The sequence below is a fragment of the Burkholderia sp. WSM2230 genome, assembly GCF_000472445.1.
Taxonomy (GTDB): domain Bacteria; phylum Pseudomonadota; class Gammaproteobacteria; order Burkholderiales; family Burkholderiaceae; genus Paraburkholderia.
Map to the genome: position 1 here is coordinate 340108 of NZ_AXAJ01000001.1, position 15700 is coordinate 355807.

Sequence of the window (15700 nt, forward strand, 5' to 3'; positions counted from 1 at the left end):
GTTAGTCGAGATCGATCTGAGGAACCTGGAATGCGCCTTTCAGCGATTTGAGCTCGGCGCGATGCAGCTCCGCGAGTCTTGCGAGCACCCGTTCGCCGGCTTTTTCAATGTGTACTTCAACCTGGCGGCGGTCCGTTTCGCTGGTCTGGCGGCGTACGAGATTGAGCGCCTCGCAGCGCGATACGAGGGCGACCACGCCATGATGCTGAGCCTGGAGCCGCTCCGCCAGCTCGCCCACCGTGGCCCAGTCGCGCTCTGGATATCCCTTGATATGCAGCAGCAGCAGATATTGCAGCGGCGTGATGCCTTCGCTCTGTGCGGCCTGTTCAGAGAACCGTTCGAAGCGCCGCATCTGATAGCGGAACTCCGAAAGTTGCTCAAAATCGGCTTTGCGCAGCCCGCGAGCCCGTTCTTTCATTGTTCGTCAGCCAACGTGATAAACGAAAATTGTATCACAAAATGATGTAATTTGGCCGGTGCGCATTCAAATGCGGTGTCGACCGCTGCTGTCTGATTCTTCAGCGCTCACGCGCGAGGCACAGCGGCGCTCACGCGGCCTGCTGCGCCTTCGCCACAGTCTGCCGATAGAGCCCGGAAATCAGATCGACCTGCGTAATCATGCCGACTACATGCCCGGTTGTGTCCAGTACGGGAATATGGTGGTGGCCGTAGTTCGCGAACATCGGCACGAGGTCGGTGATCGGCGCGTTCGCCTTGACGGTGCACACGTCGGTGGTCATCACGTTGCTGACGGTGGGCGCGCGCGATGCGTCGCCGCGCAGCCAGCCGTCGAAATAAGTCATGAACGGTGCGAACTGGCCAAAGATTCTTTTATCGACCAGGTCGGCACGCGTCACGATGCCGACCAAAGTGCGGTTCGCGTCGATGACGGGCAGCGCCTTGACCTTGTTGCGCTTGAGAAGCGCCCACGCCGCGACTGCACGCGTAGTGGCCGATACCGACACGACATGCCGCGACATGATGTTCTCGCAGGTCAGCTCGTTGAAGCTGCGCGAGAACGCCTGTAGCTGCGTTTCGCGCAGCAGGGATTCGAGGTCGTCCGGATCGATGTCGAGCATTTCGCTGCGGCGCTTGAGCACCGCTTCCAGATCGGCGCGTGTGAAGCCGGCACGCGAGTCCGCTTCGGCCGCATTGCCCGCCGCGCCGCGCGCCGCGCGGGCCGAATGCGGATAGCGGTGGCCGGTCGCCGCGTGATAGACGATGGCGGCGGCAAGCAGCGCGGCGGACTGTACCGCGATCGGCTCGAGCACGAAGCGGTAGCCGAGAGCATGAATCGCGGGGCCGCCTAACACGGCAGTCAGCGCGACCGCGCCCGACGGCGGGTGCACACAGCGAAGCGCGAACATGCCGCAGATCGCGAGCGCAACCGCCATGGCGGCCGCAAGTGTCGGATCGGCAATCACATTGGCGCAGGTCACGCCGATGGTCGCGGAGACCAGATTCCCGCCGATGATCGACCAGGGCTGCGCGAGCGGACTTGCCGGTACTGCGAACAGCAACACGGCAGATGCGCCCATGGGTGCAACCAGCAGAGGAATGCTCGTGCCGGGCCCGAGCAGCACATACATCGAGCCGCCGGTGAAGGCAATGCCGAGCAGCGCCCCGAGACATGAACGCGCGCGCTCCTGCCATTGCACTGTGACTGGTACGGGAATAAAGCTGGACAACCAGCGCAGGACAAGGGAGCGGGACAAGGTTTGAAAAAGAGGGAGCGAGTGGATTGTGCTGGACTGCGACGATACCGGGGAACTCGAGCGAACGCGAATACTGTCTGGTCATAATTATATTTCAATATGATATAAAAGTCCGACACGCCGACGGCGCGGGGCCGTTCGTTTCAATCCACTGCATCACCGGATGTCGTGATGCTTCGCGATCTCGCCCAATATCTTCTGGGCCTCATTGGTAAGCGTCTTGGCGAGCGCGGCGTGATCATGCACGACGAACTGCCCGCTGCAATCGACCGCCTCGAATCGGCAATCACGGAAGACGCCAGCGCCGAACTCGCGCTCGAAGCCTTGCATTGTTCGCCGGGTAATCGACGCGAGCAGAGCAATGGCCTTTCGCAACGCGCTTGGCCGTTTCTGGACATGTTGCGCGAAGCAAGAAAGGGCGGCGCGGACATCATTTGGGGACTGTAGTCCGCGCAGCAGTTGCCGACCGGCGTACGTCACTTATCGCAAAGCGACATATACTGAATTGCGCGGAGCGGATTTATCTTCCTGCATGTCTGCATTGCACTTTGCGCACGACCGCGCAATAGATCGGGAGAGCGACATGTCGGCCTTCAACCGCATTCTTCTCTGTTATGACGGGACCCGCGAAGGACAGCACGCGCTTGCGGACGGTGCCCGTCTCGCGCAGCAACTGGCAGCGCAAGTGCATGTGCTTTCGGTCGTCAACAATTCCGCGTGGGTGCAAGGTGCGGATATCACGTCTGCAATACCGGTGGATATGATCAGCGACTCGGTCAAAAGCGTGCTCGACGAAGGGCTCAGAAAGCTTGCCGCTAAGGGCGTTCACGCGACAGGACACTTTGCGATTGGCGATCCGCTGGATCAGATCCCGCACTTCGCCAGGGAACTCAACGTCGATCTGATCGTGGTGGGGCATCATCGTGCAGGCAGGCTCGCGCGGTGGTGGGGTGGCAGGACCGATGGCCTGTTGCTAGACAGAGTCAGTTGCAGCGTGCTCGTCACGATGGGGCCGGAAATCGAATCGCAAGCGGAATCGGGCATAGGCGCAAGCGGGGCCGCGGATCCCGGCAAAACTGCACCACAAACCGGGCATTCATGACCCATGCACGCCAGCGTGCTCGAAAAGATAGAAGCGAACCCGTTTTAACTGATGTGCTGTCCGCCGTTCGCGTGTTCGACGTCGTTGACCTGATCGATCGCAGCATTGCGGGCGTACATGTAGGCGCGATTGTACGGATAGTCGCTCCGGGCCCATGGCGTGCGGCCTGTCGAACCGTCATCCGTCGTTACCGACTCTGCTGGGCGCGAAGCGAGAATCTGGAACAGCGAGGTCCACCCGTGCTCGAATCCCATTGCGGACCCGGCAAGATATAGCCGGTACGCGCGAATGACTTTTTCCGCGTCATTGCCGAGAATGCGGCGAGCTTCGTCCAGACGCGCCTCCAGCGCATCGACCCAATGCCATAGCGTGCGCGCGTAATGCGGGCGCAGGCATTCCGCGTCCACAGGTTCGAGATTGCCGCGTGTCATGGCATCCATCATCACGCTCACGTGCACGAGTTGACCACCTGGAAAAATGTATCTGTCGATGAACTCGCCCATGCCGCCGCCCACTTCCCCGTTTTCCACGCCGCCCGCCGTAATGCTGTGATTCATCATGAGACCGCCGGGTCTCAGCAGCCGCCGCATCTTCGCAAAGTAAGCCGGCAGGTTCGGTCGGCCGACATGCTCGCACATGCCGACCGAAGCGATCTTGTCGAAAGGCGCGGATTCGTCGACGTCGCGATAGTCCTGGAGCAGCATTCTGACGCGTCCCTGCAGTCCTTTTTCGTCGATGAGCCGGTTGACGTACGCGTGCTGGTTCCTCGACAACGTGATGCCGGTCGCGCTCACACCGTAGTGTTCGGCGGCCCACAGCAACAACGCGCCCCAGCCTGCTCCGACGTCGAGAAAGCGCTCGCCGGAGCGCAGCATCAACTTCTTGCAGATGTGATCCAGCTTTGCCTGCTGGGCTTCGGCGAGCGACATGTCCGGCGAAGAGAAGTAGGCGCACGAGTACACGCGCAACGGGTCGAGCCACAGCGCGTAGAAATCGTCGGAGATATCGTAATGATGCTGGATTTGCGCGGCGTCTTTCGCGCGGCTATGATGCGTGCGCTCCCAGATCGCGCGGCGCGTGCGGCTTACGCGGCCGAGCAGCCAGCCGTGCGATTCGTGAGTAGGATCGCCGCGCAGCAAAGCGGGTGCGGCCGCCATGAGATCGTGCAGATTGCCTTCGATTTCCAGCCGGCCTTCCACATAGTCTTCCGCGAGCCGCCCGATAGCGCCCTGCCGCAGATGCAGCAGCGCCCGCATGTCGCGGATCTCGAACGAGAGGCGCGGCTCTCGTGCGCCAATGCGCTGACCGTCGGGCAGGGCGACGGAGCACGGCACCGGCATGCCGGCGATCTGCTGTTCCGCGGGCGAACGCAAAAGGCTCCAGAGCGTCATGGCGTCGATTCCTTGCAAAAACGTCGGTGCTTCTGCTAAGCATCATTCATGCCGCAACAAACGATTGTTCGACGACTACGGCAACCAGGCCGCGTAGTTCAATCGTTAGGCGGTGCAACAACATTTAGCTATCCGGATCTTTACCGACGCTCGTCAGAGGCGTCGGGCAGGCATTGGAGTGAACAATGGACGAGCTTGCAATGCAGCCAGAACATGCTTTTCAGCCTGCCTTTTCCCCAATTGCAAAGCTTTCATTGCAGTGACACGATGCTTACATATGCCGGGCGCCAACGGGGACGTTCCGGCGCATTTCATCAGACGTCGATACATCATGCAGCGCAGGACATCCGTACATTCAGAACGCGCTGATGCAAGCCAGGTTGCGCGAGCGCACAGTGATCGAAGTGGATAACCGGTACCTGTCCGCGGCGGACCGAAAGATTCGGAAAGAGTACTGGATGCAGTGGCCGGTTGCGGCGCCGAGTCGTCAGAGCGGACAGGTTGAGATCGCAATGAGAAGCGTGCATGCGAGTGCGGTCGCCGGGGTCAGGATTTCCTTACCCTTGAATCGGGATACCCCTGGCGGAATCTCCGCGCTGCCTGACTGTTGCGCCTCGACCTTCGTTTTATGATGGGCGGGTCAAAATGGACTAACCGGATGAGCAGAAATGATTCCGTATCTGTCGCAGCGCGAAAACGAAGTGGAGCATATCAATTCGATCTGCTTCCGGCTATTCGATATCTGGTGCGAACGGCGCTGCGTGACGCCGCTGGGGTATCTGATGCATTGCTGGCCGCTAGTCGACAGCGGTCCGAAAGCGATCCGGCGGGTGGGCGAAACGCTGCGGGAATTGCGCAAGTCGCATCACACGGAACTGGATAGCGACGCCGAGGCAATGCTTCGGGAACTCGCCGATTGTGTGGACGACCTGCTGCTGCGCGTTGTGCCTGAACCGGCAGCGGTGGTGGGCATCCGGTTGTCGTTGTAACTCACATGCCCCACGTGGGGCACGCAAACTGGCAACGCTCTCGCATGGCGTCATAACCTGGCATCGGCCGTTTCTTTAGCGCGCGTGCCGAAAAACTGCAGTCGCCGCATGAGCTTGCAACCGGAACTGACATCACCATGCTTGCGGGGGCAATATGGCTGTCAACCTCAAGGGAGAGTGGCGGTATCCGCTCAGGCGGTTGCGGCACAGTGTCGTGCTCCGGCTTCTGGCAATCACGATTCTGTTTAGTTGCGTGCTCACCTTGTTGTTGACCGCGCTGCAGATAGAGCGCGACTATAGCGCGGGCATCGCGCTGATCGAGAATCGTCTCGCGGACATCGACAAAAGCTACCGCGATGGCCTCGGCGAAGCACTGTGGCGCCTCGACGATGCACAACTGCGGCTGGAACTCGGCCGCATTGTGCGCCTTGCGGATGTCAGCGCGGCTCGGGTGCGCCAGTCGGGCAGCGGCACCACATCTTTGATCGTGTCCGCCGGCAAGCCGGCAAGCGGCCCGGCCATAGCGCGCGAGTACCCGCTCGTGCATCGCGTGCTGGGCAAGGAGCAACGCATAGGCACGCTGTACGTGCAGGCGACGTTGACGGATCTCTACGACGATCTCACCCACACGGCGCTGCTGATTCTCGTCACTCAGGCCGCCAACATCTTCCTCGTTTCCCTTTTTATCTTCTACATTCTGACGCGGCTCGTCACGCGTCATCTGATGGTGCTCGCGCGTACTGTCGAAGACTACGACTTTCGCGAGCCGGCCGAACCGTTGAAGCTAAACCGGCGCGCGCCGCGCGAGCCCGACGAACTCGAGCGCGTGGTTACGGCTTTCAATTCGATGGCCGCGCGGCTGCATCGTGCGTACCTCGACGAGCGCGAAGCGGCTGCGGAGCGCGAAGCGCGCCGCTCGGCGGAAGCGGCGAACCGCGCGAAAGGCGAGTTCCTCGCGAACATGAGCCACGAATTGCGCACGCCCCTGAACGCCATTCTCGGTTATGCGCAGATCTTGCGGCGTGATACAAGCCTGAGCGAACACCATCGCGAAGGCGTCGGCGTGATTCAACGCAGCGGCGAACATCTGCTTGCACTGATTGGCGACGCACTGGATTTCGCGCGTATCGAAGCCGGCCGTTTGCGCATCGAAATGGACGATGTGCCGCTCGCCGGCATGCTCGACGCCATCCGCGAGATTATTGAAGTGAAGGTGGCGCAACAGCACGTCGAGTTTATCTGGCGTGTTGCGCCCGATGTACCCGACGCCGTGCGCGCGGACGAACGGCGCTTGCGTCAGGTGCTGCTCAATCTGCTTGTGAACGCATTCAACTTTACGGATCAGGGCAGCGTGAGCCTGCTGATCGAAATGAGCGCGGCAGGCAAGGTCTGTTTCGAAGTGCGCGATACCGGCATCGGCATGGATGCGGATAAACTTCAGACTATATTCGAGCCCTTCGAACAGATCACGCATACGGATCGAGGCACTGGCGGCACTGGGCTCGGCCTAACGATCAGTCAGCAGTTTCTTCGCGCAATGGGCAGCGAAATTCATTTGCAGAGCCAGCCTGGCCGCGGCAGTGTATTCTGGTTCGAGCTGGACGCCGCGGCGGGCGCGCCGCCTGCCGCGCCCGCGGCAGCCCCCGAGCCGCGCATGGCCACGGGCTACAAGGGAGCGCGCCGCAAGGTGCTCGTAATCGACGACGTCGCGATGAACCGCGCGGTGATGGTCGAGTTTCTGGGCCGGCTCGGCTTTGAGATTGCCGAGGCGACAGGCGGCCGGCAAGGGCTCGCCAAAATCCTGAGCGAGCGCCCGGCGTTGATCGTGACCGACATCGTGATGGCGGATATGGACGGACTCGAAGCAACTCGCAGATTGCGGCAGATTCCGGGCTTTGCGGAGGTGCCGGTGATTGCGACCTCCGCGAGCCCGTCGGGCGTCGACGAACAGCGCAGCCTGCAGGCCGGCGCCAATGCGTTTCTCCCCAAGCCGATCGACTTCGATAATCTGCTCTCGCAGCTCGCGCGTTTGCTGGACCTCGAATGGACCTACGCGCACGCGGACGATGCACAACACGCGCCGGAGCCGTCCAACGGACCGCTCATCACCGTGCCCGACAAGGAACTGCAGCAATTGCATCTGCTCGCGCGTCTAGGCGACATGCAGGAAATCGCGCTGTGGGCGGAGCGCGTCGCGAAGCACAATCCGCATTATCAGGCGTTCACCACGCGGATCCTTTCTCTCGCGAAAGGCTATCAGTCGAAGGCGCTGCTGCATCTCGTCGAGGAGCAACTCGAAGGCAGGACGGTCCGATGAACGAGATGTCCCTGCCCAACGACGAGTCGCCCACCGTATTGATCGCGGACGACAACCCCGCGAATCTCGCTGTCGTTGTGGAGAGCCTGGTGGCGCGCGGCTTCAGGGTGCTCGTCGCGCTCGACGGCCCCGAGGCGATCCAGCGCGCGCAATTCTCCCAGCCGGATCTGATTCTGCTCGACGTGAGAATGCCTGGCATCGACGGTTTCGAAACCTGCCGGCGCCTCAAATCCGATGAGCGTACCCGCAATATCGCGGTGATTTTCATGACCTCGCTCACCGGCAGCGAGGACATGGTGGAAGGTTTCTCGGCGGGCGGTGTCGATTATCTGACCAAGCCAGTTCATGTCGACGAAATGATGGCGCGCATCAGCACCCATCTTGCGTTAAGAGGCATGCACCAGAAGCTGATGGCGCAGAACCGCCAGTTGCAGGAGGAAGTACTGGTGCGTCAGCGGGCCGAAGCCGCATTGTCGCGCGTGCGCGATGGGCTCGAGGCAAGCGTCGCGCAGCGCACCGACGAACTCGCGCGGGCGAATGCGACGCTGCAGTCGCAGATCGAGGAACGCCGACGCGCGGAAGCGCGGCTTCTTGCCAGCGAGTTCCGCTTTCGCACGATCGTCGAGACGAGCCCGGTGCCGCTTTGCATCACGTCGATGCCGGAAGGGCAGGTTCTGTACACGAACAAGCCGTTGCGCGAACTGTTCGGTGTCGACTACGTGACCACGCATGTTGCCAATATCGGCGAATTGTATGCGGACCCCGCGGATCGCGACCGGCTTGTCGAGCAGTTGCGTCATGAGGGAAGTTTTCGCAACACCGAGGTGAAGTTCAGGCGCCCGGACGGCACGGTGTTCTGGGCCATTGCAACCGCGCGTGTCGCAACATACGACGATGCACCCGCGATCTTCGTCGGGCTGAACGACATTACGGAGCGCAAGCGCATCGAGCAGGAACTGGTGGAGTCGCGCGAGCAATTGCGGGAATTGTCGGCGTATATGGAAGCCATTCGCGAGGAGGAGAGAAAGCGCATCGCGATGGAAATCCACGACGAATTGGGCCAGCTTCTCACGGCATTGAAGATGGATGTGTCGCTGCTCAAAATGCGTCTTCCCGGCGATCAGGAGGTGGCAAAGCGGGCCGACGATATGCGCGAGCTGGTCGAAAAAACCATCTGGATGGTGCGCAATGTCGCGAGTCATTTGCGGCCCGCTGCGCTCAACTACGGTATCGTCTCGGCGCTCGAATGGCTCGTCGACGATTTCGGGCGGCGCAGCGGGCTTGCCTGCCAGTTCCGGCTGAACGGCAGCGAGCCGGTGCTTTCCGATGCACATGCAACCGCGATGTTCCGCATCGTGCAGGCTTCGCTGACCAATGTCGCGCGCCACGCCTGCGCGACGCGCGCGGACGTCACGCTGACGAGCACGCCGACGGCACTGGACCTGCATGTCAGCGACGACGGTTGCGGTTTCGATCAGGAAGCCGCGCGCAGGGACTATTCATACGGACTGCTGGGCATGAGCGAGCGGGCGCGTCTGATTGGCGGCACCTTGCTGATCGACAGCGCGCCTGGCACCGGCACCTCGGTTTCGATCCATATACCGCTTCAGGACGGGCTTTAAACATGATCAGACTTTTGATTGCCGACGATCACCCACTGGTGCGCGGAGGTCTGAAGCAGATAATCGAAACGACGCCCGACATCGTGGTGGCGGGCGAAGCAGCCCAAGGCTCGGAAGTCATGGAAAAACTGCGCACATGTCAGGTCGATCTGCTGTCGCTCGACATGACAATGCCGGGCATTAGCGGCGTGGATCTGATCCGGCGCGTGCGCGCCGAGCGTCCGTCGCTGCCGGTGCTCGTGCTGAGCATCCATAACGAGGCACAGGTCGTCTCGCGCGCGTTACGTGCGGGCGCGACCGGTTACGTGACGAAAGACAGCAACCCCGACGTGCTGCTTGCGGCGATTCGCAAGCTCGCGGAAGGCGGCCGCTTCATCGACCCGAAACTGGTCGAAGGAATCGTCTTCGAAACGTATTCAGGCGATGCACCGCCGCACGAAATTCTCTCGGACCGCGAGTTTCAGGTGCTGCAAATGCTCGCGCTCGGCAAAAGCCTGAATGAAATCGCCGACGCCTTTGCGCTCAGCGCCAAAACGATCAGCACGCACAAGATGCGGCTCATGCAGAAGCTCGGACTTGCCAATAATGCGGACCTGATTCGCTACGCGATCAGGCACGGACTCGTCGCCGAATAGGCAATGTTGACGCGTCAGGAAAACCTGAATCGCAAAACAGGCATTCCTGAACCTACATTCCGCCGCTGCCGATGGAGGCTTTGCCGCAGCCCTCCTACGATGCGTTATGGGAACCGGCGGAGGGTCTATGGCGGCGTCAGGGCGATCATTGCGCGAACTTGTCGAAAAGTGGCTCGACGCGACCGGCGCAGCGTCGGCACGCATCCAGTTGCAGGCGTCTGCGCGCCGAGGCATTGGGCGCTGTATCTGTGTCGAGGCGCAGCGCGAAACAGGTGTGCTCACGCTGTTTTTCTTCCGGCACGGCGACGGCTTCTGGCAGGTGTTTCCGCCGGACGAGCGGCCTGCCATGAGGGTAATCACAATGGCCGTCTAGGCGGCAAGCTGCGTGACGGAGACAGGATCATGACCCAGGAAGAATGGGGTTTGGTGTCGCCGGAAGTACTGGCGCTGCGCATGTGGATGAGCGTGTGGTACGACCATGCGGTGGTGTCCGGTTTCATTCGCGCGCCATTCGAATTGAAGGACGCCGACGCTGAGCGGCTCGAAGGCTATTTCAGTCTCGGACTGACGCCGCAGGAAGGTGCTGTCGTGTTTTTTTCCAAATCACACTAATTCGGTCTTCAAACCTTTCTTTCGCACGGCCGTTTGGTTTAGCATCGGTGCCACTTTCATATGAAGAACATGAGACATGGCACTTATCGCTCGCAACCTGCTCGGCATTGCCGTACTGCTTTTAATCGCCTTTATCTTTTCGACGAATCGGCGCGCCATTCGCTTACGGACTGTAAGTAGCGCACTGCTCGCGCAGATCTGTATTGGCGCTTTCATTCTGTTCGTGCCGCTTGGCAAGACGATTCTCGCAGCCGCGGCGGCCGGCGTGAACAATGTGCTCGGCTATGGGAATGCCGGCATTGAATTCCTGTTCGGCGGACTCGTGCAGGCGAAGATGTTTCAGGTCTTCGGCAATGGCGGCTTTGTCTTTGCGGTGCGCGTGCTGCCGGCCATTATCTTCGTCACCGCGCTGATTTCCGTGCTGTACTACCTCGGCGTGATGCGCTGGATCGTGATCGTGCTCGGCACGGTTTTCCAGAAGCTGCTCGGCGTGTCGAAGCTCGAATCGTTTTCCGCCGTCACGACCATCTTTCTCGGGCAAAGCGAAATGCCGGCGGTGGTCAAACCGTTTACACGCGACATGACGGGCGCCGAACTATTCGCGGTGATGTCGAGCGGCATGGCCGCAGTCGCGGGCTCGGTGCTTGCAGGTTATGCGGGCCTCGGCGTGCGAATCGAATATCTGCTCGCGGCGTCTTTCATGGCAGTGCCCGGCGGACTGCTGTTCGCAAAGATCATTCATCCGTCGACGGAAGCAAGCCGTGTCCATCTCGACAATCTCAACTTCGACGAAAAGCGTCCCGCAAATGTGATCGAAGCCGCGAGTTCGGGCGCCACCGTGGGGCTCAGAATCGCGGTGATGGTGGGCGCAATGCTGATCGCGTTCGTCGGGCTTATTGCGTTGCTCAACGGACTGGTGGCTGGAATAGGCGGCTGGTTCGGCCGCCCGGATCTGTCCATGCAAGCCATTCTCGGCATGGTGTTTGCGCCGCTGGCGTGGCTGATCGGCGTGCCATGGAGCGAGGCCGCGATTGCCGGTAATTTCCTTGGGCAAAAGATCATTCTCAACGAGTTCGTTGCATACGCATCGTTGTCGCCGTATCTGAAGGACGCCGCGAGCGTGAGCGCGGCGGGCCTGCAGGCGCTGGATCCGCGCACCCTTGCTATCCTTTCGTTTGCGTTATGCGGCTTTGCGAATTTCGCGTCGATTGCCGTACTAACGGGCGGCTTTAGCGCCGTCGCGCCGGAACGCCGCGCCGAAGTCGCGCGTTACGGCTTGCGTGTGGTGCTCGCGGCAACGCTCTCTAACCTGATGAGCGCGACTATCGCGGGCATGTTCATTACGCTCAATTGATTCGAGGATATCTGCATGAACATGGAACAACTGCTGCAGCGCGCGGGCGCTGCGCGAGAAAAAGCCTACGCGCCCTATTCGAAATTCAAGGTCGGCGCGGCTCTGCTCACTAAAGACGGACACGTGTTCGACGGTTGCAACGTCGAGAACGCGTCGTATGGTTTGTGCAATTGCGCCGAACGTACGGCGTTTTTCAGCGCGATCGCAGCGGGCTACCAGCGCGATCAGTTTGCCGCGCTGGCGGTGATCGGCGACACGGAAGGACCCATTGCGCCATGCGGCGCGTGCCGCCAGGTGATCATCGAACTGGGCGGCCCCGCATTGCCGGTCCGTCTTGGCAACCTGCGCGGCGCGGTGCGCGATACGACCGCGCGCGAACAACTGCCGGACGCGTTCTTTCTATGAGCATGCACAAGGTGATTTACGACACCGACCCCGGTGTCGACGATGCAATGGCGCTCGTGTTCCAGGCACGGCATCCGGATATCGAACTGCTCGGACTGACGAGTGTATTCGGCAACGCGACAATCGAAACGACCACGCATAATGCGCGCTTTCTCGCGGGCCGATTTGCGCCGGGCGTGCCGGTAGCGCGGGGCGCCGCCGCGCCGCTCAGGCGTGCCGCGCCGCAGCCGCTCGCATGGATTCATGGCGACAACGGGCTCGGCAACATGCTGCTGGACGATTCACCCGCTGCGCCGCTGGATTCCCGGCCCGCGCACCGGTTCATTATCGACACGGTGCACGCGCATCCCGGCGAAGTCACGTTGCTGGCAGTCGGCCCGTTGACCAATCTCGCGCTGGCGCTCGCCGACGATCCGCACATCGCGCCGCTCGTGAAGCAGGTGGTGATCATGGGCGGTGCGTTCGGCACCGACGGCGTACTCGGCAACGTCACGCCCGCAGCGGAGGCCAATATTCTCGGCGACCCCGATGCCGCAGACATCGTATTCGGCGCGCGCTGGCCGGTGGCTATCGTCGGGCTGGACGTTACGCAGCGCACCATCATGAGCCAGGATTACCTCGCGTCAATCCGCGATCGCGGCGGCGCGGCCGGCCAGTTCGTGTGGGACGTGTCGCGGCATTACGAGGCGTTCCATCAGAAAAGCGCGCAGCTGAAGGGCATTTACGTGCACGACTCGTCGGCAGTGGCGTATGTGCTGGCACCGCATCTGTACAACACGCGCAGCGGTCCTGTGCGTGTGTTGACCGAGGGGATCGCCGTCGGCCAGACCATACAGAAGCCCTCCACGATGCCCGTGCCCGCACCCGCCTGGGACGAGAGGCCCGCCTGCAAGGTATGTGTCGGCGTCGACGTGCCAGGCATGCTCGCGCTGTACGAAGAGACACTTTGCGCAAGGCCGTGAGCGCTGAGTGCCCAGGTGACCGAGTACCCAACGACGTCGCCGTCAAGCGCCACGCATCGCGAACTAGCCCAGCGTCATGCGGCAAGCCGGCACCCCGCTTGCATGCTTGTCCGATGCATTGCTCCAATCTTTGCTACATTGCTTCGAGCGACGACATTCACCCGAGAGGCCAAAGATGCGAATTCTGGTTGTAGGAGCGGGCGCCGTGGGCGGCTATTTCGGTGGACGGCTCGCGGCGGCGGGACAGGACGTGACCTTTCTCGTGCGTGCGGGCCGGGCCGACAAACTTCAGCGTGACGGACTGGTGATCAATAGCCCGCGCGGCGACCTCGCGCTGCGTGACGTCAAGACGATCCTGGCCGGCGTGAGCGCCGAGCCGTTCGACATCGTGCTGCTGAGCTGCAAGGCATACAGTCTTGACGACGCAATCGATTCATTTGCACCGCTCGTCGGCGAATCCACACTGATTCTGCCGATGCTCAACGGCATGCGTCATATCGACGTGCTCACGCAAAAGTTCGGCGAAACGCGCGTGCTCGGCGGCCAATGCGTGATAGCCGCGACGCTCAACGCCGGGCAGCAGATCGTGCATCTGAACGACATGCACACGGTAACGTTCGGCGAACTGGCAGGTGGCGTCTCCGAGCGCGTGCAGGCAATTGCCGACGCAATGGCCGGTGCGAATTTCGACGTGGTCGTCAGCGAGAACATCCTGTTGCGCATGTGGGAAAAGTGGGTGTTCCTCGCCACGCTCGCGGCCAGCACGTGTTTGATGCGCGGCTCCATCGGCGACATTCTTGCGGCGCCCGACGGCAAGCGCGTGATCGAAACCCTGTTGCGCGAAGCCCGCGCGGCTGCGGAAGAGAGCGGCTTCACAATGGCGCCGGATTTCGATGTGCGCGCTACGCAAACGCTGTTTACGCCGTCGCCGCTCACAGCGTCCATGTTGCGCGACGTGGAAAACCACTCGCACACCGAAGCGGATCACATTCTCGGCGATCTGATCTCACGCGGCGGCGAGGCGCAAAAGAGCGAGCAAGGTTTATCGTTATTGCGCATCGCCTATAGCCATCTGAAGACATATGAAGCGAGGCAAACGCGTACGTCCTGAAGTAACAGGCGATGAGTTGTGAGTCGTAGCTTCAAGACCGGAGGTCAACATGCCGGCTCCAATCGGATCAGTGCCCGCGCTCAGCGCCGCGTCGGCCACTATCTTTTCGATCGGTATCGCGTTTCTCGGCTATTGGGGAATGTATGAGCCGACGGGCTGGCGCGCGGTGGATGTCGTCGTGTTCATCCTTGCGCTGATAGGCTTCGGCTGCCTGGGGCTGGTGCCGTGGATGGCCACGACGCCCGTCGAGCCCGAAACCAGCGACGCGAAGATACGCCTGGCGCGGCACCTGTTTCTAGCGGGCGTAGCGTCCATCTGGCTGGCAGTGGCCGTATCGGTCATCTTCTGAGCAGCCACCGCCGCCCAAAAAACGCGCGTCTTGTTGCGACAACCAGGCGCGCGTTTTCGTTCTTATTCAGCGCGAAAGCCCGGGTTCAGCGTTCGATCTGCCGGTTCCAGCGCGTATCCCACTGCGCGCGATGTGCATTGATCGTATCCCAGTCGACCACCGTGACTTTGCGCACGAGGTCTTCCAGATTGCCGAGGCTTTGCTGCATTGCCGGCGTCATCTTCGCGAGACGGTTGGTCGGGATCTGCTTGCCGGCTTCGGCGGCTTTCGTCTGCGCCGGCGCCGACAGCAGGAACTGCGCGAGCTTCTGCGCGAGTTGCGGGTCGGGGCTGTTGTTGACCACGCACAGATCGACCAGCAGCAGCACCGGACCTTCTTTCGGATTCACATAGCCGACCGGAATGCCCTTGTCAGACAGATCGCCGACGGCAGTGGGCGTCAACGGAAAGAGACCCGCTTCGCCGGTCTGCACCATTTCCGAAATCTTCGCCGAGTTGGGCACGTATTCGACGACGTTCGGGCCGACCGTGCTCGCCCATTTCGTGAAGCCAGGTTCGACGTTCTGCTCGCTGCCGCCCATCAAACGGTTGATGGCGAGAAAGCCGTGCAGACCAAATGTGCTGCTCGACGCGGACTGGAACACGACCTTGCCCTTGTACCTGGGATCGGCGAAATCCATCCATGAAGTGGGCGGCGCCCAGCCTTTCTCCGCAAACAGCTTCTTGTTGTACGCAATGCCGGTCATGCCGAGCTGCACGCCTGCGCCCATGTCGTCTTTCATGCGCGCGAACGGGTAGAGCTCCTTGAGGACCGGCGAGTCGTCGAGCTTCTTGCATACGCCCATGCTCACAGCGCGCGCCATCACGCCGTCGTCGAGAAAGACCACATGAATTTGCGGGTTCGCCTTGTTCGCGAGCAGCTTCGCGAGAATATCCGACGACGTGCCCGGCACGACTACTACTTTGACATTGTTCGCTTTCTCGAAGTCGGGCAGGACCTGGCTCGTATAAGCCTTCTCCATCGGCCCGCCATTCATGCCAATGTAGATCGTCTTTGTCTGCGACCAAGCGGGTGCGGCGGCACCGAATGCACACAATGCGGCGAGTGCCGCGATCGTCCTGAACAGTTTCATTGTT

General features: G+C 61.3%; 16 protein-coding genes and 1 pseudogene. 13 read left to right on the forward strand and 4 right to left on the reverse strand.

What is annotated here, in order from left to right; genetic code table 11:
• Window position 1 precedes the first annotated feature (1 nt).
• Together A3AC_RS0101530 and A3AC_RS0101535 are read right to left on the reverse strand one after the other, a co-directional pair.
• On the reverse strand, window positions 2-418 hold the full coding sequence (locus A3AC_RS0101530) for a MarR family winged helix-turn-helix transcriptional regulator (protein ID WP_013590738.1): 417 nt from the start codon (window positions 416-418) through the stop codon (window positions 2-4).
• A 130-nt stretch (window positions 419-548) separates the two neighbouring features.
• Window positions 549-1715, reverse strand: a complete 1167-nt coding sequence (locus tag A3AC_RS0101535; RefSeq protein WP_025596708.1) for an HPP family protein — start codon at window positions 1713-1715, stop codon at window positions 549-551.
• A gap of 138 nt (window positions 1716-1853) precedes the next feature.
• Here A3AC_RS0101535 and A3AC_RS0101540 point away from each other — a divergent pair.
• Together A3AC_RS0101540 and A3AC_RS0101545 are read left to right on the forward strand one after the other, a co-directional pair.
• Window positions 1854-2162, forward strand: a pseudogene (locus tag A3AC_RS0101540) (DUF1840 domain-containing protein); the annotation flags it as partial.
• A gap of 136 nt (window positions 2163-2298) precedes the next feature.
• Entirely contained in the window at window positions 2299-2817 is a 519-nt protein-coding gene (locus A3AC_RS0101545; RefSeq protein ID WP_025596710.1) for a universal stress protein, read from the forward strand.
• A 44-nt stretch (window positions 2818-2861) separates the two neighbouring features.
• On the opposite strand, the gene A3AC_RS0101550 is transcribed toward A3AC_RS0101545, so the two are convergent.
• Window positions 2862-4208 (reverse strand): class I SAM-dependent methyltransferase, encoded by a 1347-nt coding sequence (locus A3AC_RS0101550; protein WP_025596711.1) that lies wholly within the window; start codon window positions 4206-4208, stop codon window positions 2862-2864.
• Window positions 4209-4876: 668 nt separating this feature from the next.
• On the opposite strand from A3AC_RS0101550, the gene A3AC_RS0101560 reads away from it, so the two are divergent.
• The 11 genes from A3AC_RS0101560 (at window position 4877) to A3AC_RS0101610 (ending at window position 14564) form a co-directional block, all read left to right on the forward strand.
• Window positions 4877-5197 (forward strand): hypothetical protein, encoded by a 321-nt coding sequence (locus tag A3AC_RS0101560; protein WP_025596713.1) that lies wholly within the window; start codon window positions 4877-4879, stop codon window positions 5195-5197.
• A gap of 154 nt (window positions 5198-5351) precedes the next feature.
• Window positions 5352-7514 (forward strand): hybrid sensor histidine kinase/response regulator, encoded by a 2163-nt coding sequence (locus A3AC_RS0101565; RefSeq protein ID WP_025596714.1) that lies wholly within the window; start codon window positions 5352-5354, stop codon window positions 7512-7514.
• Window positions 7511-9136 carry a hybrid sensor histidine kinase/response regulator gene (locus A3AC_RS0101570; RefSeq protein WP_025596715.1) on the forward strand — a complete coding sequence of 542 codons (1626 nt, stop codon included), beginning with the start codon at window positions 7511-7513 and terminating at the stop codon, window positions 9134-9136. The genes A3AC_RS0101565 and A3AC_RS0101570 overlap by 4 nt, the downstream gene beginning before the upstream one ends.
• Window positions 9137-9138: 2 nt before the next feature.
• Window positions 9139-9771 carry a response regulator gene (locus A3AC_RS0101575; RefSeq protein ID WP_025596716.1) on the forward strand — a complete coding sequence of 211 codons (633 nt, stop codon included), beginning with the start codon at window positions 9139-9141 and terminating at the stop codon, window positions 9769-9771.
• A 127-nt stretch (window positions 9772-9898) separates the two neighbouring features.
• Window positions 9899-10144 (forward strand): hypothetical protein, encoded by a 246-nt coding sequence (locus tag A3AC_RS0101580; RefSeq protein ID WP_025596717.1) that lies wholly within the window; start codon window positions 9899-9901, stop codon window positions 10142-10144.
• A gap of 29 nt (window positions 10145-10173) precedes the next feature.
• A complete protein-coding gene (locus tag A3AC_RS0101585; protein WP_025596718.1) occupies window positions 10174-10383 on the forward strand; it encodes a hypothetical protein in 210 nt (69 codons plus the stop codon).
• A gap of 76 nt (window positions 10384-10459) precedes the next feature.
• On the forward strand, window positions 10460-11737 hold the full coding sequence (locus A3AC_RS0101590; RefSeq protein ID WP_025596719.1) for a NupC/NupG family nucleoside CNT transporter: 1278 nt from the start codon (window positions 10460-10462) through the stop codon (window positions 11735-11737).
• 15 nt (window positions 11738-11752) lie between these two features.
• Complete coding sequence (locus tag A3AC_RS0101595) at window positions 11753-12142, forward strand: cytidine deaminase (RefSeq protein ID WP_025596720.1); 390 nt, start codon at window positions 11753-11755, stop codon at window positions 12140-12142.
• Window positions 12139-13104 (forward strand): nucleoside hydrolase, encoded by a 966-nt coding sequence (locus A3AC_RS0101600; protein ID WP_025596721.1) that lies wholly within the window; start codon window positions 12139-12141, stop codon window positions 13102-13104. The genes A3AC_RS0101595 and A3AC_RS0101600 overlap by 4 nt, the downstream gene beginning before the upstream one ends.
• A gap of 175 nt (window positions 13105-13279) precedes the next feature.
• A complete protein-coding gene (gene panE / locus A3AC_RS0101605; protein ID WP_025596722.1) occupies window positions 13280-14215 on the forward strand; it encodes a 2-dehydropantoate 2-reductase in 936 nt (311 codons plus the stop codon).
• Between the two features lie 49 nt (window positions 14216-14264).
• Entirely contained in the window at window positions 14265-14564 is a 300-nt protein-coding gene (locus A3AC_RS0101610) for a hypothetical protein (RefSeq protein ID WP_025596723.1), read from the forward strand.
• 85 nt (window positions 14565-14649) lie between these two features.
• Here the strand turns inward: A3AC_RS0101610 and A3AC_RS0101615 are convergent, their stop codons facing one another.
• On the reverse strand, window positions 14650-15696 hold the full coding sequence (locus A3AC_RS0101615) for an ABC transporter substrate-binding protein (protein ID WP_025596724.1): 1047 nt from the start codon (window positions 15694-15696) through the stop codon (window positions 14650-14652).
• Between the last annotated feature and the right edge of the window lie 4 nt (window positions 15697-15700).